We start from the raw sequence: 20,483 nt of genomic DNA, 5'->3' as shown, positions 1-20,483 counted from the left end.
TCAGCGGCTCTTTTCTTTAGTTTATGTGTTGCTGGTTGTTTACCACATCAAATCATCTGGAACGACGAAATCTGCGTATGGATCGTCTTCTGCCGGAATCTCAGATTCTGCTTCTTTCTGTTCGATGATGACGGATTCGTCACGTTGAGCAATTTTATTCGCTACTCCGCGCGGAATGACAACGTAGCTTTCACCGACAATAGCAATAGCCAAAATGCCTTTGATCAGCTGTTCGCGGATAAGTGAATCTACATAAAGTGATTTCACTAGTGTACCGTGCGTGAAGTTGTATTTGATGTCGCCATCTTTTAGCTCGATCTTGTTCATCTCAATCAGTTGATTGATTTGCGCTTTGATCTCTTTGCTTAGACGCTCTGCGTTTTGTTGTTGGCTTAGCTGTTTGTCTCGCTCTACCTGCTGGCGTTTACTCTCTTCAACCGCCGCTTTAACTTCGCGTGCTTGAACGCGTGATTTCTTTGAGCCTTTTTTCGCTTTCTTTAGTTTTTTCTCGTTAACTAAGCCCGCTTTTAGCATTTGTTCTTGAAGGGTAAGTTTCGCCATGTTTAATCCAGTTAGTGCGCAATTTTCTGCATTTTAACCAGTCATTCTCTGCAAAGAAAGGGGAGTGGCTTTTTAAGCGAGAAAAGCCTCAAGAATTGCCAACAAAACATGGTCTGCTCACCCGTTTAACTCTGCTTATCTAGCCGCTATTTTATCTAACCGCCATTGCCTTGGCGATTTTCCCGTCCAGCGACGAAAGTGGCGGCTGAATACTGCAGTTTCTGCATAGCCCAGTTGCAACGCGATATCAGTAATACTCTGAATATTCTCACTTAAACGCTGTTCGGCGAAATCCTGACGCACTTGCTGCAACAGCTGTCGATAACTCGTGCCCTGCTGCTTTAGCTTGCTTTGCAGCATTCTCGGGTGTAAATCCAATGCTCTGGCGACACGCTCCACGCTGCATTCTCCGGTCGATAGCAAACGACCAATCATATTGGCCGCTTGGTCACTGAGATTGTTGGGATAGCGAGTTTGCAGCTCTTTGAGGTGCTGCTGAAAATGGCGCTCTAGTGCGTCTTCATCTTGGTGGTTCTTAGCGTTAAGCAGACTCGCTTTAAGTAGGATACCGTCAAACTTATCACCGAAACGAAGTTTGTTCTGCTGGGCAAATTCGCTCTGTTCTGCCTCGAAGCTTGCGTGTTGGGTCAGGTGTAAAGAGAAGTGGCTCGCTTCAATATCAAGCAAACTGGCAATAAACATCGCCAGATGCGACACACTCAACTGCATCAACTGCGCGATACCGCGTGCGCTGTGCACATCAATATTGAGCGACAACCGTACCCAATCATCTTGTGGAGTCATGTTGAGAGTGACTCCTGACGAATGCAGATAGAGAAAATCATTCACCCGTACCAAGGCTTCACCGACCGTTTCTGCGCGAGAAACCAGCATCGGCAAATCGCCCAAACTTTGCAGGTTTTGCCGCTCGGCGAGTAACGCGCCAAACAACGGTTGCTTACAACGAGCAGCTGCTTCCTCCAGCAACTCAGCCAACCTTGAATAAGCGAGATAGGTATCGGGATCGCGAAATTGCGCCGTAGACAGCCCGACAGCAGCCATAATCTCAACCGGATTCTGCCCTAGTTTGGAAACCAAGCTATCAAATTTATCGGCGGCGCCACTTCTTACGATATGCATGTCTCGATTTTTAAATGTTAACAAGTTGTAAATCGCAATATATCAAATTTACTTCGCAAAAGGTCAAGTGAGTGTCAGTGAGTTGATTTAAGTTACATTTTGATAACAACAACGCATGGATGAGAAGCAGTATGGAACTTATCAATAAAACGGCCATTGTGACTGGGGCGGCTGGTGGAATTGGCCAAGCCATCATTGCAAAGCTGAGAGAGCAAGGAGCCAAAGTGCTTGCTGTCGATATTTCAGAACAATCACTGCAAATGTACACAAGTTTTGATTCAAAGCAGTTGGGAACCTTTGTCGCGGACGTCACCGATTACCAACAAGTTGAAGCTATGGTGAAGTGCGCGGTCGAACAGTTTGGCTCGCTTGACATCATGGTCAACAACGCAGGCATTGGCGCGCCGAAACCTCTGCTTGACCACGACCCAATTGCCGATTTTGAACCGATCTCAAAGGTCAACCAAAATGGTGTCTACTACGGCATTCTCGCCGCTGGGCGACAATTCCAAGCACAAGGCACACCGGGCGTAATTCTTAATACTTCGTCTGTTTATGCACAAATGGCGTCTGAGATGACTTTTACCTACAACGTCAGCAAAGCGGCGGTCGATATGATGACCAAATGCGCCGCATTAGAACTGGCACCATTGGGTATTCGTGTTTGCGCCGTCGCTCCGGGACGCGTTGATACTCCGATGTTAAGGCAATACGAAGAGATTGGCCTATGGAACCATATCCGCAAAGAACAGATGCGTCAAAACTTCACACAACCAGAAGAGATTGCTGATGTGGTGGCGTTTCTGGTCAGCGAGAAAGCCAACTGTATCAACGGTTGTACCATCAGCGCATCTGACGGTTTCGAGAATTTTAAGTACCCACTTATGGGATAGGCGAGTACGCCCCATTACAGCAATAGCGAGGATGTAAGTTATGTCACTACCAGAAGTTATTCAGCACCAAGATTTCTTATTAACTCTTAATACTAATGAAGAGTCGATCATCGAAGACGCGTTACCGGGTGTGGATGTTTACCCGTTGTTTCTAGACCCAGAAAACGGGACTTGGGTGGTTCGCGCCAAATTCAAACCGGGTATCACTCTGCCTAAGCACTACCACACTGGTGTGGTGCATTTCTATACCCTGAGTGGCGCTTGGCACTACATCGAGTATCCAGACCAAGTCCAAACCGCTGGCAGCTACTTATATGAACCAGGTGGTTCGATTCATACCTTCCACTGCCCTGAAAGCTCAGGCGGTGCCGACGGATTTATGGTGATCCAAGGTGCCAACATTAACTTTGATGAAGAAGGTAACTTCATCAACATCATGGATGCGGGTTGGATTGAGCAAGTTGTTATTGCAACAGCGAAAGCACAAGGCTTTACCGCGCGTTACATCAAACCGGGTGCGATTGCTGGCCTAAGCGATGAGCTAGCGGAGTAACCCCATGCAACAGATGAACAGTATCGTAATGCAAGATGGTAGTGTCCGCCTGAAGCAAGTCGAAATCCCCAAACCCGCAGCGGGACAAGTGTTGGTTCGTAGTCTCGCCTGTGGCATTTGTGGCTCCGACCTTCACATTACTCGACACGCGGATGAGGTATTTGATGTATTCCACCAGCTCGGGTTGATGCCTGATGAAGCCGGTGAGCACGCTCAAGTGATGTTGGGGCATGAGTTCTGCGCGGAAATTGTCGAATACGGATCTGACACTCAACAGACGTTGGCTGTTGGTAGCCGCGTCACCTCAGTGCCGATGTTGCTCAGTCAAAATGGCGCGGGCGTTGGTGTTACTCCGGGTACTTATGGCGCTTACTCTGAGTACTTCCTGCTTGATGAAGCGTTATTGCTACCTGTCCCAGACGGAATGCCGTCTGAGGCGGCGGCATTGACCGAACCACTGGCGGTCGGTTTGCACGCGGTCAATCGCAGTGAAATCGAAACGGAAGAAACCGCGCTGGTTGTCGGTTGCGGTCCTATAGGGCTGGCGGTGATTGCTGCACTGAAACAACGTGGTGTGAGCAATATTCTTGCGGTCGATCTTCAGGAAGAAAAGCTGCAACTTGCTAGTGAGTTTGGCGCAAATCGACTGATCAACCCGACCAGGGAAGACGAGATCGCCGTTGGTGAGCAGTACGCGATGAACTCACGTCTGGTCATTTACGAGTGTGTTGGCAAGCATACTTTGATTGACGATTTTCTGCGCCGCGCCCCTGCCCGAGCGCGAATCGTCATCTCGGGTATCCATACTACACCCGCAATCATTAACTACGCGTACGCGACGGTAAAAGAGCTCAATTTGAGATTCTCTTACTACTACCAACCGCACGAGTTTGAGCAATGCCTACAAGCGATTGCCGAACACACGTTGCCTTGGCAGAAAATGCTCACCGCCAAAGTGGGAATCGATGGTGTGGAAGATGCGTTTAGACAGTTAATGACGCCAAATGACCACATCAAAGTCGTTATTGAACCTTGGCGCTGCGGTGCGTTAGAAGTGATTTAACTCTTAGCCAGATTAAGCTAGCTAAAACCAATTTTAGTTTGGTGACAGCCCCAACCGTAGCAGCTAGGTTGGGGCTTTTTTTGTTAGGCCTGTTCTGCGCATTCCTGTTGCAGAGCAGGGTAATCGGTGTAGCCTCGTTCGTTTCCGCCAAACAACGTTGAGCCATCGAGTTCTGCCAACGGATGGTGATGTTGCAATCGAGAGACCAAGTCTGGGTTTGCTACGAATGGTCGTCCGAATGCGACAAGATCCGCGTAGCCTTTCTCTAACACTTCGTTTGCTCGTTGAGGATCGTAGCGACCTGCGACAATGATAGCGTTGCGAAAGCGCTTTCTAAGTTCGATTCGAAACGTCTCGGGAATCGTTGGTGCATCGGCCCAATCGGCCTCGGACAAGTGCAAGTAGGCAATGTCGCGCTCCTGTAGCTGTTTTGATGCCTCTAGGATCGTTGGCACGATATCTGGGCAGTCCATATCTTTAAACGTAATGAATGGTGCCAATCTCACCCCAACTCGATGCGCACCAACAGCGGCGATAACTGCATCCACTACTTCGATAAGAAAACGGATACGATTTTCTCGTGAACCACCGTAGTTGTCTGTTCGATGGTTTGAGTTGGTTCTTAAGAACTGATCGATCAGATACCCATTCCCGCCGTGGATTTCTACACCATCAAAACCCGATTCAATGGCGCGCTTGGCTGCGTTCGCGAAATCACCGACAACTCGATTGATATCCGCTTGTGTCATTGCGCGTGGCTCAACACAATCGACCATATTGCCGTTGCCTTGTTCATCTGCAATCCAAACTTGCGTCTCTACCGGAGCGAGCGCAGATGGTGCGATAGGCTGTTCACCATTTTGGAATGTTGGGTGAGACACTCTGCCCACATGCCATAGCTGACAAAACATCGCTGCGCCTTGTAATTTGACCGCTTGGGTCACACCTTGCCAGCCCGCCACTTGCGCATCGGTGTAAACGCCAGGTGTGAACGAATAGCCTTGAGAATCGTCCGAAATTTGTGTGGCTTCGGAAATGATCAGCCCGGCAGAAGCGCGCTGTTGATAATACGTTGCCATCATCTCATTCGGGATGTTGCCCGGCTGAGTGGTGCGTGCGCGAGTCATTGGTGCCATGACAATGCGGTTTTGTAGTGACAACGCTTTCAGTTGAGCTGGTTCAAACAGCTTATTTGTTCTTTGTTTCATGATGCGCTCCTTAGATAAGTACTGGCACGTTGGTCGCTTTACGAGCGGTTGCCATCCAGTGAAGTACGGCTGGATCCCATTGCACTTCGGGCGCACTGAAAAAGCCGCGTAGAATGGAAAACATAATGGCTTGATCAACCAGTGACGTTTGCTTTTCTGAACTTAGGTTGAGCAAGGGTCTAGTTTGTTCTATCAAAGCGGCGACTTCTTTCGCAATCGCAGGTGTATCGTTAATCAAAGCTTCAAAATTTAACGCTTCGGTTTCTTTTTTTGCACGCCATGCTTGTTTAGCGGTTTCTGTTGCAAATTCCGGTAACGTCATGTTTGACCAACGCGGATACCCGACTTTTTGTAGCGGTAAAAACGCTTGTTTTTGCCAGTCTAAAACCGGTGTTGAGGGTTGGCTGTTTTCGCTGGAAGATGCCAATTCAAGGAAGTAGTTGATGATGTCTAAGCTTTCCGCCATGGCTTCACCATCGTCTTTGATCAAAAGAGGAACTTGTTTAGCGCCGATGAGGTTTGTGGTGGTGCTCTCGTCGTCATAAGCAATGTTGATGACGTCGAGCTGAATATTCAGCATGCCTGCAACAAAACGGACGCGGGCGCTAAAGGGGCAATGTTCATAAATGTACAGTTTCATTTTTTGTTTCCTATCTCTTGGCTGGGCAGGGCGTGTTGTTGTGCGTTGAACAGCGTTACGGCGTTTAACTTTGCCCTGTCGCATAACGTTCTGGGTCTAAACAATGTCGATAGGGTCAGTATATGGATTCGACATAATTTGATAATTGGGTAATATCTGAATTGATTATTCAGTTTTTCCAAATAATAAGGGCGCGAAGATGGATAAGTTTTCGGATATGACGTTGTTTGTCAGCATCGTTAAACATCAAGGTCTGGCAGCGGCGGGAAGGGAGCTAGGTTTGTCTCCGGCGACGGTAACGGTAAGGCTGCAAGCGATAGAAGAACGCTATGGCGTAAAGCTGCTCAACCGAAGCACACGCCACGTATCACTCACGGACGCAGGGGCAATGTACCATCAAGCTTGTCTGAACATCATTGATAGCGTGAAAGAGACGGAAAACTTACTGCAAACGGGTATTTCGGAAGTGCGCGGAACGTTGAAAATTTCAGCTCCACGAGATATTGGCAAACAAATTATTTCGCCGATGGTGTCGGCTTTTTCTGAGCAATATCCGGATGTGACGCCTTATCTTTATCTTAATGACAATTTATCGAACTTGGCTGAATCGGGGCTCGATTTAGTGATTCGTTACGGTGAGTTAGCGGACAGCAATCTCATTTCGCGCAAGCTGGCGTCGAGTCAACGCGTGCTGTGCGCGTCACCTGATTACTTGGCGAAGCAAGGTGTCCCAAACTGTCCACAAGATCTCGCGGATCATCGCTGCTTAGCCATGGTGCGCAGCAATGAAGAATTAAAAACGTGGCACTTTAAAGATGAAGAGTCTCACCAAACGATCACGGTCACGCCAAAGCGCTTTTCTGATGATGGTGAAGTGATTCGACAATGGGCGTTGGACGGTGCGGGGATTGCGCTGAAATCGATTTTAGATATTCAGCAAGACCTAAAACAACAACGTTTAGTAACGGTTTTGGATGGGTATATGAAAAACTTCAGCGCGACGGGCGGATCTGCATGTCATTTATCAGAGCCGCCAATATCAACCGAAAAGAGTTCGCCTGTTTTTGGACTTTCTAGTTGAGCAATTTAGCGCGCTGAGTGATGCCAGCAATCAGATCTAGATGCGATTCAGAGGTTTCTCGGCGGTGGCGATAAATCCCGACGGTGCCAGGGTTTGGTTCGTTTTTCATGGTTAAGCATCGTAAGCCAAAGGATTCCAAATACGGTTGCAGATGGCGGGTATAAGACATCACCGCGACGCTTTCTTTCAGTACATCAATACTGGCGAGCAGAGAATCCACTTCGTAAGTCGGTCGGTCATCCAGTTGCTGCCTTTCGCGTTCATTTTGTTTCGGGATTGGGTTATCGATGACGTGAGCGAATTTCTTAGCGTCATAAGTGACCGAAAGAGCGGGGTATTCGTGCAGCATCTCTTCGGTGACGGTTTTCCCTAGCAGTGGATGGTTTGGGGAAACAAAATAGGCATCAACCGTTTGAAATAGCGGAATAAACGTAACATCGCATTTAGACGACAAGCCGACAATCTCGTGGCCGATGAAGAATTCAATCTGTTCGTTGATTAATGAATCCATCAAGCCTAAGTGGTTGCCAAATTCGACGTGCGTAGATGCCGAAGGCTGCTTGGTCAGATGTTCATTGAGTGCTTGTTTGACGAACAGCGGCCACCACGCATCGCCAGTACCCATTTTAATTTTTCCGACTTGGTACTGTTTCCGTTCATCAATGCTTTGCATCATTTGGTTGTATTCATGCTGCATCGCGTTGCTATGGCGATAGAGGATGCGTCCGTATTCGGTCAACACCATGCCATTAGGATGGCGTTCAAACAGCGTTACGCCGAGATTCTCTTCCAGCTTCTTTAAATTGCTTGTTACCGTTGGCTGGCTTAACCCTGCCATTCTTGCCGCAGCGCTGATGCTTTGGCAGCGTGCAACCAGTAAAAATTGCTGCAGAGATTTGTCCATTTTCTTTCCCCTCTAAGAACGAGGGGTATTTTGCACAATTTCATTTATAAATCACAAATCTGTAATCTCATTTGATTGAAATTATGCGCATTTCATAGATCTACATCACTGTTGGGGTTTGACGTATAGATGTTATCTATAGCTCGCTCCTGACTTCCTATTTTCCCCTCAAAAGGGTGTTCTTTAGACTGTCGCCAAAACAACAATCTAAGGGATGAACATGAAACCGAGTTTTATTGCGCTTGCTGTCGCGTCTTGTATTGGTCTTGCTGGGTGTGGGTCAGATTCCTCTGATGCGCCTGTGCCGGTCGACAAACCAATTATTTCAGCCGACTTATATTTACGCGGTTTAAATGGGGATTGGGGCACGGCAGAGCATGCCAAGCTAAACTATTTGGGTAATAACGAGTACGAAACCGTACTGCGCGTCGCTCGAGGTAGCAATCAGTTCAAGATTGCTGATCCGGGTTGGCAGATCCAATACACCTATTTTGAGGAGCCCGCGGCGTTCGATAAAGCTCAAGAGTACCTGCCAAAACCGGACACGAATGAAGCGTGTATGAACGATGATTGCAACTCTGAGATCACGTTTGAAGACAAAGGGTATTACAAGTTTTCTGTGAGCTTTGCCGATGAAAGTCGCGCGACAATGACTGTGACGAAAGCAACGCAAGAAGAAGCGGAAAAATACTACTCTGATGCGATTCTCGACCCTGCAATGGTGCATGAAGGGCATCAGAGTAAAGAAGTGAAACTGTTCGCCAATTACGATGACTCGAATGATACCGTTATTTTCTCGGTGAAAGATCCTAAAGCTGAGCTGCGTGAATTTGGTATTTCAACGACGACAGAATTGCGTGATGCGCTCGACCAAGGCTTAGTGATTAATGAACAAACAGGGCCGCGAGTGGTGTCGGGTGATGTCGCGTTTGACGCGTTGTTTGCGTTGACGATGAAAGAGCTAGACCAGCTTGCCGTTTCTGAAATCAAAGACGGCAATTACAACTACAACAACCCAATCAAAGCGGAAGTTTTTGAGACGGGCGCGAAGTGGCATTACGTATGGACGCGTGATTTGGCGTACGCAGCAGACCTTTCGCTTGCATTGATGAATCCAACTCGGGTGCAAAATGGTTTGAATTTCAAATTGTCCGCTTTCCGCGACACGACCGATCAGCAATATGATGGCGAGCAGATTGTGCAAGATACGGGCACTGGCGGCAGCTGGCCAATCAGTACCGACCGCACGACTTGGGCGCTTGGTGCAGAACGCTTACTTTCGGCATTGGATGGAGAAGAGTACAACCAGTTTGCTGAGCGCGCATATAAAGCTATCAGTAATACACTTGAAGCCGATCGCCTGGCGGCTTTTGATGCGAAATCCGGTTTATACACTGGTGAGCAATCATTCCTCGATTGGCGTGAGCAAACTTACTCAACGTGGACGCCAAACGATGTCAATGCGATTGGTAGCAGCAAAGCGTTATCGACAAACGTGGTTCACTACCGCGCGATTCAGCTCGCGGCTAAGTTGGCAGAGAAGTACGATTCAACCAACGCGGTCAAATACACTGAATGGGCTGCGCAGTTAAAAACCGCTATCAACGAGCAGTTTTGGAATGCCGAACGCGGTATGTACGTAAGCTATTTGTTTGACAATGGCAAAGACATCGCTGTCGACAAATACGATATGTTGGGCGAAGCACTTGCGATCATCAGTGGTGTGGCAAGTGATGCGCAGGCAAAACAAATCATGGCCAATTACCCACACAGTGAGTTTGGCGTGCCGGTTTATTTCCCTCAACAACCAGACGTGCCTGTGTACCATAACCGCGCAATTTGGCCATTTGTTACCGCGTACAGCTTGCGCGCCGCGCATCAAACACAAAACGTGGCAGCGGCGAACAATGCCATTCAATCGTTGGTTCGTGGTACCGCGACCAACTTATCCAACATGGAAAACTTAGAGTGGCTTTCTGGTAAGTCATTCATCATCCATAGTGATCATGGCGAAGATCCGAGCTTGGATGGCCCAGTGATTAACTCTCAGCGTCAGCTTTGGTCTGTGGGTGGCTACTTGAACATGGTGGTAGAGACCCTATTCGGCATCCATACCGAAACGGGTAAGTTGGAAGTGAAGCCGTTTATCACAAGTTGGGTGCGCAATAATTTGTTGGCTCAGTCTGAACAAATCACGTTGGAAAACTTTGCCTTCAAAGGAAAGAATTACTCGGTAACGATTGACTTGCCTGAAGTAAGCAAAGATGAAACAGGTTACTACCCAGTTGAAAATGTCACGATGGACGAAGAGGGGCATTTCCACGTGACACTGGGCGCGCTTGTGAATGTAGATAGCAGCATTACTTTAGTTTCTGGGGTGAAACCGTATGTGAGTGAAGACAGTCGCGTTTATTCTCCGCAAGAGCCAACATTGGTGGTAAAAAGCGTTGATAATTCGGTTTCGATTGACGTGACGAGCAAGTACAACGTGAACTTGTATCGCAATGGCGAGCTGATTCAAAAGAACGTGATTGCTCAATCTTATTCCGATACGCCAACAGGTTTTGCTTGTTATTTGGCTGAAAGCATTAACGATAAAGGCTTCCGTTCTAACCCAAGCCAACCGGTTTGTGTCGGTGAAGAGATCCGCATCAAACTTGATGGCGAATATCAGCCACTCAAAGACAATGTCTCAGTGGTTACGGTGAGCAAAGACAGTGGCATCGTAAAAGGTGCAGAGTCGTTTACAGCTCCTGTAACGGGCACTTACCAGTTCGATGCTTGGTACAACAATAACCTAGGACAACTTAATACTGGCATCACGAACACCGTGAAATTGTTAGAGGTATTGGATGATGCAGGTAAGGTGGTTGGCCAAGGTTACTTGCAGATGGGCCATATTGGTGAAAACCGAGATATGCGTTACTCAACGCCAATTGAAGCAGCGTTGGAGCAGGGAAAAACCTATCAGATCGCGCTGAAGGACCACTTCAATATGAGTTACCTCAAATCGAATGAAACCTACATCTACGCTGGTGGTATTGAGGGTGAAAAGAACGAAGCGCAAATCGCAGATATTCGAATCACACCTTTAATGTAGGCTGTTTTAACAAAGCTGTGTTTTAGAAAACTGTGTTCTAAGAAAGACAAAGCCGCTGAGATTATCAGCGGCTTTGTTGTATTTTCTATCGGGGCCGTTTACAGATTAGTTTGCAGCCTGCGGACGAGGTTTACGGCGCTGACCTGACGGTTTGTTTCCTGCAGGCTTAGCATTGTTTGGCTTGCGGTTACCAGACGGTTTACCAGCGTTGCCACTCTTATTACCGTTTGGTTTATTTCCATTCGGTTTATTGCCATTTGGCTTGTTGCCGTTAGGTTTGCGGTCATCTGGTTTGCTGTGTGCACGGCCTTGGTTTTCACGGTTACCTTTAGGCTTGTCTGCACCGCCTTGGTTGGTGCTGTTTTTGTTGCCGTTGTTACCACCGTTGAAGCGACGCTTAGGTTTGTTTGCACCATTGCCTGCTTTCTTTTCGGTTGCTGGAGCGTTTTCACCCGCAGCATTTGGCGCTTTTGGTTTTTTTGGCTTCTTAGGTTTTTTCGGTTTGATTGGGCGAGTATCCAGTTTAGATTCTGGCACCACATTGGTTGGCGCAAAACCTTCCAGCTCTTTACGTGGTAGTACTTCTTGAATCAAACGTTCAATCGCAAACAGCTCAGACGCTTCTAGCGCACACACCAGTGAAATCGCTTTACCTACTTCGCCCGCGCGGCCAGTACGACCAATGCGGTGAACGTAGTCTTCTGCCACTTTAGGTAGCTCAAAGTTCACCACTTGCGGTAATTGAGGAATATCGATACCGCGTGCAGCAATGTCCGTCGCGACCAACACACGAATTTCACCCGATTTAAAATCCGCCAGTGCTTTGGTACGCGCACCTTGGCTCTTGTTGCCGTGGATGGCAGCAGCCGGTAGATTTTGTTCGATCAGGAACTTCGCCAGACGGTTTGCGCCGTGTTTCGTTTTCGTAAACACCAGCACTTGCTTCCAATCGCCGTCTTTGATCAATTTAACCAACATCGGTGCTTTTTTCTTCACGTCTGCTGGGTAGATGCTTTGCTCAACCGTTCTTGCCGTCGAGTTCGCCGGGTTGACTGAAATCTCAACCGGGTTGTTCACCAAGCCTTTCGCAAGGTCGCGGATTTCATCCGAGAAAGTCGCCGAGAACAGTAGGTTCTGACGTTGTTTTGGTAGCAGAGCTAGGATCTTACGAATGTCACGGATAAAGCCCATATCCAACATGCGGTCTGCTTCATCCAGCACCAGAACTTCTAGTTGGTCGAACTTCACCGCATTTTGGTTGTACAAATCCATCAGGCGGCCTGGTGTCGCAACCAACACATCTGCACCTTTGCGAAGACGCAGCATTTGCGGGTTGATCTTTACACCACCAAAAACAACCGCACTGCTTAGTGGAAGATGACGGCCGTACATAAACACGTTTTCTTGCACCTGAGCCGCAAGTTCACGCGTTGGCGTCAGGATAAGTGCACGAACTTGGTTAGCACGAACGCGAGGGCCATTCGATAAACGCTCAAGAATCGGTAGCGTAAAGCCTGCAGTTTTACCTGTACCAGTCTGCGCTGCTGCCATTACGTCTTTCCCTTCCAAAATAGCAGGAATTGCTTTTGCCTGAATTGGCGAAGGGGTGTCGTAGCCTTTCTCTTGAATAGCTTTAAGGATTGGAGCAGATAGACCTAACGAGGTAAAACCCATATGTATGATTCTCAATTGTAGAGTTAGATAACAACGCGCCGAAAACAAATCGGTGCGAAAAGTGCGACATTCTGAGGCTTTTACGCGCAGGCTTCAACTAATTCCGTCATGGATAAATATTTGAACTGGATCTCATTTATTTTTGGCAGGCAAAAATAGGTTCTTTACCTAAACTTAGCTTGAGGTTCTAGAGTTGCATTAACAACAAAAAACAAGAACCCAAAGGAAAACACATGAGCAGTTATGTAGAACATGCCAATATCTCAGTCGTTGACGCACAAAAGATGATCCAATTTTTGACCGCCGCTATCCCTGAATGGAAAGTGCGCGGCGGCGGAAAAATAGATAATTGGTTTGGCCGACCAATTGAATGGTTTCACGTAGGTGATGATCATTCTTATATTGCCATCTCGTCAGGAGGAAAAGGCGACGCTACTCATTGGACATCACACTTCACAGGTTTTAAACACATAGGGATTGTGGTGCCGGATGTAGAAGCCCTCATCGAAAGGCTAAGCAAAGCAGGTTATGAGCTCGACCACCGAGGCGACGAACACCCATTTAGAAAGAACGTCTACTATCTAGAAGACCACGGTATGCTGTTTGAGTTTATCGAGTACTCTCGGAGAAAGGCTGCGAACGAAATGACTATAATCAATAAGCGTGATATTTCGATGTTTTTCGTCTGATAAGTAAACTAAATGATTGGATTTATTTTTGTGTTATGCCCTCCATTTTTATCAAAATTAAGCTAGTAATATATAACTAAGTCTCAGATTTGATACTGACTGCTGTGATTAAATACTGAGCAGGATGGAACTTGACTTATACAAATAACAATTAGCTTGATGTGAATACAAGGACCTATTTCGGCATCAATTTCGTCGTATATCAGCTTGCTTAAAAAGGTTTATCATGCTCTTTCTACAACATTGTGCTGTTTACAGCTCACCCTTCTCTTTGCTGAATGAAACACTAGCTTTAACTTACTAAGTTATAGCTAGTTAGTAACTTATTCCTATTGTTCGATTGGGCAAGTAGCAAATTTATGCTGGCTTGACATTTTTGTGCGCACTGATTTTGGTTGGTAGCAAAGAGAGTTTGCCTCACTCTGCCGAGGTCAAAGATATAAGTGTGCTCTCAACTTTGGAAAATATAGGAAGGTTTTATGGTATCTAGTCCTATATTTTATTGTGATGAGCAAATATTTTGGTCGTGAGAACTAATGCAATGTCATTAAAAAATAAAAGTTTCTATTGGGTAGGCGAACCGCCAACAAGTAATTTCTGTGAGGGAGTTATCTTAGTTAATCAGATCGAAGAGGTCCCAGTTGGTTTGGGGGGGATGGTGTGTATTTCCTACCAAGACACTCAGCAGATGAACCATGCGTTAAAAGCATTTTTTAAAGAGAAAGGGCGTTGGTCATGGGCGGTTTATGTCACTGTGGAAACTCCTTATTCTCGATGTATTGCCGACGGTGTATTTGAAGAAGTAGAGTCAAAAAAAGTTTGGCGCTCCATTCAAAGCAAGATCGACTCCATTGACGAACCGGACGTGTTGGACCCGTTGATTGGTTGGCTTGGAGTAAATCGTCAGCGTCGAGTGAGCGCTTTAAAAAGTTTAGAGTCTACGTCGATTTATTCGTTTCCGATAATTGACCTTCTGTTTCCTGATATTTATTCCACTTATCGATACGTACTCTCCGAGCAAGGCCGGGGAGTATTAGAGCCTGAAGCGCTGATTGACAGAATTCGTGTTTGCTCCCATTGCAATAGTGGACACTTGAACTATGTAGAAGTATGTCCTGACTGCAGCAGTATCGATATCGATTCTCAGAGCTCTTTACACTGTTTCACTTGTGGTCATGTTGGTGAACAACATAGCTTTCAGCGTCGTGGAAAGCTTGAATGTCCAAAATGTCTGACTCAGCTACGCCATATTGGTGTGGACTATGACCGTCCGCTTGAAAATCATGTGTGCCATAGTTGCTCTAGTTTGTTTGTCGAGGCTGCTACCATCAGTCAATGTTTGAGCTGTGATTCAAAGATCAAAGTCGAAGAGCTTGTTGTTCGTAAAATTTATCAATATCGACTTGGCGAAGTCGGTGAGTACATCTTCCAGCACGGAAAGTCTATTCAGGCTCCTGAGTTATCGATTAAAGGAAAAGTCGAAGTCAGCTTTTTCCAAAACCTACTGGCGTGGCTAAATAAAGTCGCATTGAGACACAAAGAGCAGCATCTTCTACTTGGATTACACTTACCGACTATTGATGAAATATGGTGATGCCAAATTATTCTCGTTGATGGATCAACTGACGCGCCGTCTTAGCGGCTTGTTTCGAGATACGGACATATGTTGTCAGTACAAACAGGATGTGTTGCTTGTCCTAATGCCAAACACGACTAACGCAAGCTTGTCCGTTTTACAGCAAAAATTATCGGATTTGGGTGATCTTGTTGAAGACGAAGAATTTGAGTTGGACGTATTTGCTTGGGATTTGCCTGATCCGGTCATTGAAGGTGGTGTTTCTGTTTGGATCGAATCGTTGATGGGAGAGATCTATGCTGCAAGATAGTCTCGTTTTACTCGACTATCTTCGAGGCATGCTTCTTCACAATGAAGAACTATGGCTATTGTTGTTTCCAGTAATGATCATCATAGAGTTGCCGCTGTATTTGTTGGTGTTAACAGGGATATTTCGTTGGTCATATATGCGAGAAGAGCCAGAGTTAAAACGATTTCCATCAGTAAGCTTCGTTATCACTTGCTACGGTGAGGGAGAGGCGATTGGGATCACCATCGATACGTTAGTTGAGCAAGTTTACCCAGGTCATATTGAAATACTCGCAGTGGTTGATGGGGCGGTGCAAAACCAAGATACCTATAAAGCCGCATTAAATGGTGAGAGAAGACATACAGGTGTCCGTAATCGTAAAGTTCGTGTCTTGCCAAAGTGGCAACGTGGAGGCCGTGTTTCGACATTGAATGCCGGCTTATCAATGGCCAGCGGTGAAATTGTCATTAACGTAGATGGAGATACCTCATTCGATAACGACATGGTTTTCACCATGATGAAACAGTTTGCGGATAAAAATGTGATTGCTAGCGGTGGTGCGTTAAGAGTTCGCAACCACAACGCCAACTTACTAACCAAAATGCAATCCTTGGAGTACATGCTGTCTATGCAAGCAGGTAAAACAGGGATGGCGACGTGGGGTGTGCTCAATAATATCTCTGGCGCATTCGGAGCGTTTCGAAAGAACCTTCTTAAGCAAGTAGGGGGGTGGGATACGCATACTGCAGAAGATCTCGACTTAACCATGCGTTTGAAGCAATACAAACGTCGTTATCCTGATAATAAGTTGGCCTTTTCGACGCATTCAATCGGCCATACTGATGTACCAGATACGTTGAAAGGTTTGGTATTGCAACGACTTCGTTGGGATGGCGATTTATTGTTTTTATTTTTGCGTAAGCACAATGAGGGGCTGTCTCCACGTTTACTTGGTTGGGGAAACTTTGTATTCACTTTGGCTTATGGCGTGATTCAAAATGTTCTATTACCGCTGCTCGTGGTGATATTTAGCATTTATATGGTGATTGTCTATCCACTTAAATTTGTATTGGCGTTGATGCTAATGCTCTATTTTGTCTACCTCTTTTTATCTGCTCTGATTTTTGTTGTCTATATCGGGCTTGTATCAGAGAGAAAAAAAGAGGATCTGAAGTCAGCGAAATGGTTATTTCTTTACCCTGTCTACCAGTTTTTTATGCGTTTGATTACCGCTTTCTCAATGGTTAACGAGGTTGTGAGGAGAAGTCATGAAGAATCAAGTATGGCACCTTGGTGGGTATTGAAGCGAGGTAAAAAGTTTTAGTATGAAAGTTAACTTTCACTTAGATAAGAAAAACAAACCGCAGTCTGAGAGCGGTATGAAAGTCGTCTATGGACAGGCAAAACGTGGCGGCTATCGTCTTCGTTGGTACTTGATTTTAGCCATTGTAGTCAGTCCACTCTTGTTCATGGCATATTACTTGTTCCGAACTCAGGTGTTAGTGACAGCGCCAGCGATAATTACTTCTTACCCATTAACGGTAACCTCAACTCGCTCAGCGATTGTTGGCCCTATTCCGGTCAATGTTGGTACGGAAGTAGCTCAGGATCAAGCGCTCTTGCTGTTAAAAGACAATCCTCTGAACAAGGAGATTGATTTTATAAAAGAAGAGTTGATTAAATTGTCAAAAAATCAGGTTCAGAGTACGGATGAACTGTATAAAAATGCGATTGGAAGTTCTGAAGAGGGCTTGAAAAAAGTACAAGAAATTCAAAAAAAATATGACGTGTATAGAAAAAAGGGACAGGTTTCAGAGGTCGATTATGCTGCAATTGTTAGTGTAAACAACTCTTTGAGTAATCAATTGAGTAGTCAAAAAATTGCTTACGTAGATGCGATGCGCGATTTAGAAGAACTGGAGCTTGCTGGTCCGGTAACTCAAGAGTACCGATCATTAATGCGTGAATTGGTAGTCAAACGCGCGCAACAAGAAAATTTAACTTTTCGTTCTCCTATGAAAGGGCGAGTGCTCGATGTTCATGTACACGAAGGGCAAAATGTCTCTGAAAATACTCCCTTACTTACGATCGCTCGCAATGTTACGCCGGAGATAACCGCTTTCTTAAACCCGAAATATCTCCAATACAGTAAGATGGATACTAAAGCGAAAGTTGTATTTCCTGATGGCAGAAAGTTCAGTGCAACGGTATCGAAGCCGGTTGAAGTGGTGAACAAGCTGCCTTCTGAACTGCAAAGCCCATTCGAAGGTCAACCTGCGTATTTGAAGGTGACGCTGAGTTTTGATGAAGCTCTAGAAAAAAGCCGTTGGATTGAAGGCGTAGAAGTCGAAGTTCGCTTTTAATATCGTTAAACAAAAAGGAGCTTTTGCTCCTTTTTGTTTACACTGATTTTTACTCAGCTTTTGCATGCGTTAAAAACGCACTCGTCAATTGCTGAAAGAGTGAATCTACCGATGGGCGGTCGGATATATGATGGAAGAGCGGTGTGTGGACATCGCCACGAATATCATCGTCATGACCACAAAGCTGATTACACATTCTTACTGGTTCGACAATCTTCTCGACGTCGGCATCAATCAGAATGCATGCTTGTGACAATACCACTTGTCCGCCGCCTTTTTTAAGTAAAACACGCTGCGCGGTTCCCACGACTTTTTGCCCGCCAATGTTGAGGTTGTATTCGCCATCGCAGTAGGAATAAGGCGTAGCATGAACATCCACTTTCACGCCTAACTGTTCAAAGAAAACCGTTAATATCGCACATAAATCGAGATACGCTTTTTTGATGTTGTAAGGCTCACCTTCTGGCCAGTGATAGATATGGGATAGATTAATAATACCCGGTACCTGAGGGACTGGTGCACCACCGGTTTTACGAGAAAAGAGCTTCCAGCCAGACGTATTTAACGCATGTTCCAATTCATTAGACACTGGCCATTTCTTGCCCGCGGGAAGCACGAGCGTCGGGCTTTTTACTTGCCAAAGTAAGAGCACTTGCAAGAGTTGGTTGGATTGAACTTGTTTAATGAGCTCATCTTCTTTTTCAAATGCATCAGCGACTTCCGTAGCTGTGAAGCGAATTAGCTTATTCTTAGCAACCAAAACTCTATCCCTCGTGTGTATTTAATCGTTACTGTTTTATCTCAGATACGGTTTTATTGCTAGGTCTGTGATTGCGAGGTTTTTACTCGTTAGATGCGTTGCCACTTTTGGGTTTTTCCGTTGTCCATTAGTTCTACTTGAACGCGCGATAGAAATATTTTGTTGGTCATCGCATAAGCAACTCATAAAATCCGCCATCTATAAAATTTTTTGGCGATATGAATATGAAAAAGCGAGTGATGTGTCTCGCGTTAGCGGCATCATTAACGGGGTGTGTGACGTTCCCAACTCAAGAATCTGAGCAAGTACAGGTGCTTTGGGATAATGTGAATGCGATTGAAAACTGTGAACTAATGGGTACCGTGATTGGCTCAGAAGGGCACTTTTACGACTACTGGCTTCACGCAGATAAAGACATGGTTTGGGGTACACTAAACCAAATGCGCATCAAGGCAGCAGATTTAGGCGCAGATACCTTGTATTTATACCAACCGTTAAGCTTTTCTACGTCAGTGACGATGTTTGCAAACGCTTACAAATGCAAACAGTAGCGATTTTCTTGCTCATAACTGAAAGACAGGCGTTGCTCGCCTGTCTTTGACACGCTCAACAAACATGGGTTTGTTCGTTATGTTCTCTCTCGCCGTTAATTCACATTGGCTGTTGCTACCGCGATAGAGTCGGAAAACGACAGCGTGAAATCTTGCTCTGTATTGAGCACTTTGGCCGGAAACTCTAAGCTTAATTGCGCGTGTGGCGCGACTTCTGAAGCAATACTGGTGACGAATTTTCGAGTTTCTCCTGGAGAGATCGACAAGCTGTTTCCACCTTTGGATGAAAGCTCGGCAATGCCCATAGTTTGCAGCGTGTTGCCTGCCGTATCAGCCAGATGCAGTAAAGATTCTGACTTATAGACCAACTCTCCACTTTCGGTGCGATAGGCGCTAAAAGTGTTGAAGTTTGGCTGTAATGAACCTTGAGAACCTACGTTTGTGACGGAGAAAATCACGTTAGAACCATCAAAATTCTCGACTTTCACCAACACGTTACCGTCTTGGTAACGAGCGGCTGCCGCAGCACTTGCTTGCTGTTTCTGCCTCTGTTTTTCTCTTTCAATGTTGCTCAATTGGTTTTGCTCGTTTGCTAGGCGGTTTTCAGCCATCGCGTACGATTGATCCACCATTGCCAACAGCGCTGGGATTGAATGCAGCGTTAGACCTTCCAAATGGTCAAAGTCGATTTTAGCATGCTGAGTTAGTTCGTGATTCGAGAACTGGCAGTAGCCATCAATCAAGCTAACGAACGCGACTTCAAAAGTGCCCTGTAATCGGCTTACTTCCTGTGCGGCTTTTTCTAAATCTGAGCGTACTTTTCGGATCTCTTCCAAAGTCTTTTGTGGCAGACGTCCATTGGGCGACACGTCATTGGAAACCGAGACCAGTTCTTCGGTTACAAATGGATTGTTTTGAGCGGGAATCACTGTGGTGATGCGGTTGGATTTGGTGATGTCTTCGCCCAATAAGACCATCATTTTTTGCGATACGGCGGTTGTGTTGCCCGCTAATACGTCACTACAGTTTGGAGACGTACTCGCATACGCGGCGAATGCGGTAAAAAGTGAAAAGATAACGGACCAGCCAGTGGCGACGAGTCCTGTCGTGGTTCGAGTGTTCATCCTGATAACCCCTCTGTCATTTGGTGCGATTCACTGACGTAATTGCCAATCAAGCGACTGGCTCGCGACATTCAGAATGGTTCTGGTCAATCCTTCGTAGTGGGCATGCCTGCAGATGCTTTCTAGTCGATTTTTCAATCGCTAAGCCACGACTGAGTAAAGTGTCTGAAATTGAGAGCATTAATGCTGCGAAGTTGATGTCTTTTGTCTGAAAGATAGACGTAACTTTTCTAACCATCAAATACGTGATTAGGTTCTCACTTTTATATGAGTGAGAGGATCAAGAGAAAACAGGCACTTACTGTAGAGACTTG

The 20,483-nt window shown here is 46.0% G+C and carries 15 protein-coding genes and 3 pseudogenes; 10 read left to right on the top strand and 8 right to left on the bottom strand.

The window, feature by feature from the left end; translation table 11 throughout:
• Window positions 1-39: 39 nt before the first annotated feature.
• Both OU793_RS10695 and OU793_RS10690 read right to left on the bottom strand, forming a co-directional pair.
• Window positions 40-561 carry a DUF2058 domain-containing protein gene (locus OU793_RS10695; RefSeq protein ID WP_005479918.1) on the bottom strand — a complete coding sequence of 174 codons (522 nt, stop codon included), beginning with the start codon at window positions 559-561 and terminating at the stop codon, window positions 40-42.
• Between the two features lie 135 nt (window positions 562-696).
• Window positions 697-1,701, bottom strand: a complete 1,005-nt coding sequence (locus tag OU793_RS10690; RefSeq protein ID WP_140103200.1) for an AraC family transcriptional regulator — start codon at window positions 1,699-1,701, stop codon at window positions 697-699.
• A gap of 131 nt (window positions 1,702-1,832) precedes the next feature.
• Between OU793_RS10690 and OU793_RS10685 the strand changes: the two genes are divergently transcribed.
• Genes OU793_RS10685 through OU793_RS10675 form a run of 3 tightly spaced genes read left to right on the top strand, consistent with a single transcriptional unit; the run spans window position 1,833 to window position 4,210 of the window.
• Window positions 1,833-2,594 (top strand): SDR family NAD(P)-dependent oxidoreductase, encoded by a 762-nt coding sequence (locus OU793_RS10685; RefSeq protein ID WP_029845534.1) that lies wholly within the window; start codon window positions 1,833-1,835, stop codon window positions 2,592-2,594.
• Window positions 2,595-2,634: 40 nt separating this feature from the next.
• Window positions 2,635-3,147, top strand: a complete 513-nt coding sequence (locus OU793_RS10680) for a 2,4'-dihydroxyacetophenone dioxygenase family protein (protein ID WP_023585584.1) — start codon at window positions 2,635-2,637, stop codon at window positions 3,145-3,147.
• Window positions 3,148-3,151: 4 nt separating this feature from the next.
• Complete coding sequence (locus tag OU793_RS10675; protein WP_159404294.1) at window positions 3,152-4,210, top strand: zinc-binding dehydrogenase; 1,059 nt, start codon at window positions 3,152-3,154, stop codon at window positions 4,208-4,210.
• A gap of 83 nt (window positions 4,211-4,293) precedes the next feature.
• Here the strand turns inward: OU793_RS10675 and OU793_RS10670 are convergent, their stop codons facing one another.
• Window positions 4,294-5,418, bottom strand: a complete 1,125-nt coding sequence (locus OU793_RS10670) for an alkene reductase (RefSeq protein WP_005483963.1) — start codon at window positions 5,416-5,418, stop codon at window positions 4,294-4,296.
• Window positions 5,419-5,428: 10 nt separating this feature from the next.
• Window positions 5,429-6,058, bottom strand: coding sequence for a glutaredoxin 2 (grxB, locus tag OU793_RS10665; RefSeq protein ID WP_017447933.1), 630 nt, complete (start codon window positions 6,056-6,058; stop codon window positions 5,429-5,431).
• Window positions 6,059-6,257: 199 nt separating this feature from the next.
• On the opposite strand from grxB, the pseudogene OU793_RS10660 reads away from it, so the two are divergent.
• Window positions 6,258-7,179 (top strand): annotated as a pseudogene (locus tag OU793_RS10660) (LysR family transcriptional regulator).
• Here the strand turns inward: OU793_RS10660 and OU793_RS10655 are convergent.
• Window positions 7,132-8,043 carry a LysR family transcriptional regulator gene (locus tag OU793_RS10655; protein ID WP_086590430.1) on the bottom strand — a complete coding sequence of 304 codons (912 nt, stop codon included), beginning with the start codon at window positions 8,041-8,043 and terminating at the stop codon, window positions 7,132-7,134. The pseudogene OU793_RS10660 and the gene OU793_RS10655 sit on opposite strands and share 48 nt — an antisense overlap.
• A 220-nt stretch (window positions 8,044-8,263) precedes the next feature.
• Here OU793_RS10655 and OU793_RS10650 point away from each other — a divergent pair, with 220 nt between their 5' ends.
• Window positions 8,264-11,143: a Six-hairpin glycosidase-like protein gene (locus tag OU793_RS10650; RefSeq protein ID WP_140103206.1), complete on the top strand. Its 2,880-nt coding sequence runs from the start codon at window positions 8,264-8,266 to the stop codon at window positions 11,141-11,143.
• A 105-nt stretch (window positions 11,144-11,248) separates the two neighbouring features.
• On the opposite strand, the gene OU793_RS10645 is transcribed toward OU793_RS10650, so the two are convergent.
• Window positions 11,249-12,817, bottom strand: a complete 1,569-nt coding sequence (locus tag OU793_RS10645) for a DEAD/DEAH box helicase (RefSeq protein ID WP_069544733.1) — start codon at window positions 12,815-12,817, stop codon at window positions 11,249-11,251.
• A gap of 233 nt (window positions 12,818-13,050) precedes the next feature.
• Here OU793_RS10645 and OU793_RS10640 point away from each other — a divergent pair.
• From OU793_RS10640 to OU793_RS10625, 4 genes and pseudogenes are all read left to right on the top strand, one after another.
• A pseudogene (locus OU793_RS10640) lies at window positions 13,051-13,478 on the top strand (VOC family protein).
• A 569-nt stretch (window positions 13,479-14,047) separates the two neighbouring features.
• Window positions 14,048-15,392, top strand: a pseudogene (locus tag OU793_RS10635) (diguanylate cyclase).
• Window positions 15,379-16,695: a glycosyltransferase gene (locus OU793_RS10630; protein ID WP_025572507.1), complete on the top strand. Its 1,317-nt coding sequence runs from the start codon at window positions 15,379-15,381 to the stop codon at window positions 16,693-16,695. The pseudogene OU793_RS10635 and the gene OU793_RS10630 overlap by 14 nt, the downstream one beginning before the upstream one ends.
• Before the next feature lies 1 nt (window position 16,696).
• Entirely contained in the window at window positions 16,697-17,734 is a 1,038-nt protein-coding gene (locus tag OU793_RS10625) for an HlyD family secretion protein (RefSeq protein WP_140103208.1), read from the top strand.
• Between the two features lie 49 nt (window positions 17,735-17,783).
• Here the strand turns inward: OU793_RS10625 and OU793_RS10620 are convergent, their stop codons facing one another.
• Window positions 17,784-18,494: a lipoate--protein ligase gene (locus OU793_RS10620; RefSeq protein WP_140103209.1), complete on the bottom strand. Its 711-nt coding sequence runs from the start codon at window positions 18,492-18,494 to the stop codon at window positions 17,784-17,786.
• 224 nt (window positions 18,495-18,718) lie between these two features.
• Between OU793_RS10620 and OU793_RS10615 the strand changes: the two genes are divergently transcribed.
• Window positions 18,719-19,045, top strand: coding sequence for a DUF4156 domain-containing protein (locus OU793_RS10615; RefSeq protein ID WP_020834976.1), 327 nt, complete (start codon window positions 18,719-18,721; stop codon window positions 19,043-19,045).
• A gap of 95 nt (window positions 19,046-19,140) precedes the next feature.
• On the opposite strand, the gene OU793_RS10610 is transcribed toward OU793_RS10615, so the two are convergent.
• A complete protein-coding gene (locus OU793_RS10610; protein ID WP_159404298.1) occupies window positions 19,141-20,169 on the bottom strand; it encodes a hypothetical protein in 1,029 nt (342 codons plus the stop codon).
• Window positions 20,170-20,483 lie beyond the last annotated feature (314 nt).

Source organism: Vibrio sp. VP6 (assembly GCF_028823755.1).
GTDB classification, from domain to species: domain Bacteria; phylum Pseudomonadota; class Gammaproteobacteria; order Enterobacterales; family Vibrionaceae; genus Vibrio; species Vibrio parahaemolyticus.
Note: the sequence above shows the minus strand (reverse complement) of the source record. Positions and strands in the feature narration are given on the sequence as shown.

Excerpts from the sequence above, each read along its gene's own strand:
- OU793_RS10650 (WP_140103206.1), top strand. The coding sequence starts at position 8,264 with ATGAAACCGAGTTTTATTGCGCTTGCTGTCGCGTCTTGTATTGGTCTT.
- OU793_RS10680 (WP_023585584.1), top strand. The coding sequence starts at position 2,635 with ATGTCACTACCAGAAGTTATTCAGCACCAAGATTTCTTATTAACTCTT.
- OU793_RS10610 (WP_159404298.1), bottom strand. The coding sequence starts at position 20,169 with ATGAACACTCGAACCACGACAGGACTCGTCGCCACTGGCTGGTCCGTT.
- OU793_RS10695 (WP_005479918.1), bottom strand. The coding sequence starts at position 561 with ATGGCGAAACTTACCCTTCAAGAACAAATGCTAAAAGCGGGCTTAGTT.
- OU793_RS10630 (WP_025572507.1), top strand. The coding sequence starts at position 15,379 with ATGCTGCAAGATAGTCTCGTTTTACTCGACTATCTTCGAGGCATGCTT.
- OU793_RS10670 (WP_005483963.1), bottom strand. The coding sequence starts at position 5,418 with ATGAAACAAAGAACAAATAAGCTGTTTGAACCAGCTCAACTGAAAGCG.
- OU793_RS10645 (WP_069544733.1), bottom strand. The coding sequence starts at position 12,817 with ATGGGTTTTACCTCGTTAGGTCTATCTGCTCCAATCCTTAAAGCTATT.
- OU793_RS10675 (WP_159404294.1), top strand. The coding sequence starts at position 3,152 with ATGCAACAGATGAACAGTATCGTAATGCAAGATGGTAGTGTCCGCCTG.
- OU793_RS10655 (WP_086590430.1), bottom strand. The coding sequence starts at position 8,043 with ATGGACAAATCTCTGCAGCAATTTTTACTGGTTGCACGCTGCCAAAGC.
- OU793_RS10690 (WP_140103200.1), bottom strand. The coding sequence starts at position 1,701 with ATGCATATCGTAAGAAGTGGCGCCGCCGATAAATTTGATAGCTTGGTT.
- grxB (WP_017447933.1), bottom strand. The coding sequence starts at position 6,058 with ATGAAACTGTACATTTATGAACATTGCCCCTTTAGCGCCCGCGTCCGT.
- OU793_RS10625 (WP_140103208.1), top strand. The coding sequence starts at position 16,697 with ATGAAAGTTAACTTTCACTTAGATAAGAAAAACAAACCGCAGTCTGAG.
- OU793_RS10685 (WP_029845534.1), top strand. The coding sequence starts at position 1,833 with ATGGAACTTATCAATAAAACGGCCATTGTGACTGGGGCGGCTGGTGGA.
- OU793_RS10615 (WP_020834976.1), top strand. The coding sequence starts at position 18,719 with ATGAAAAAGCGAGTGATGTGTCTCGCGTTAGCGGCATCATTAACGGGG.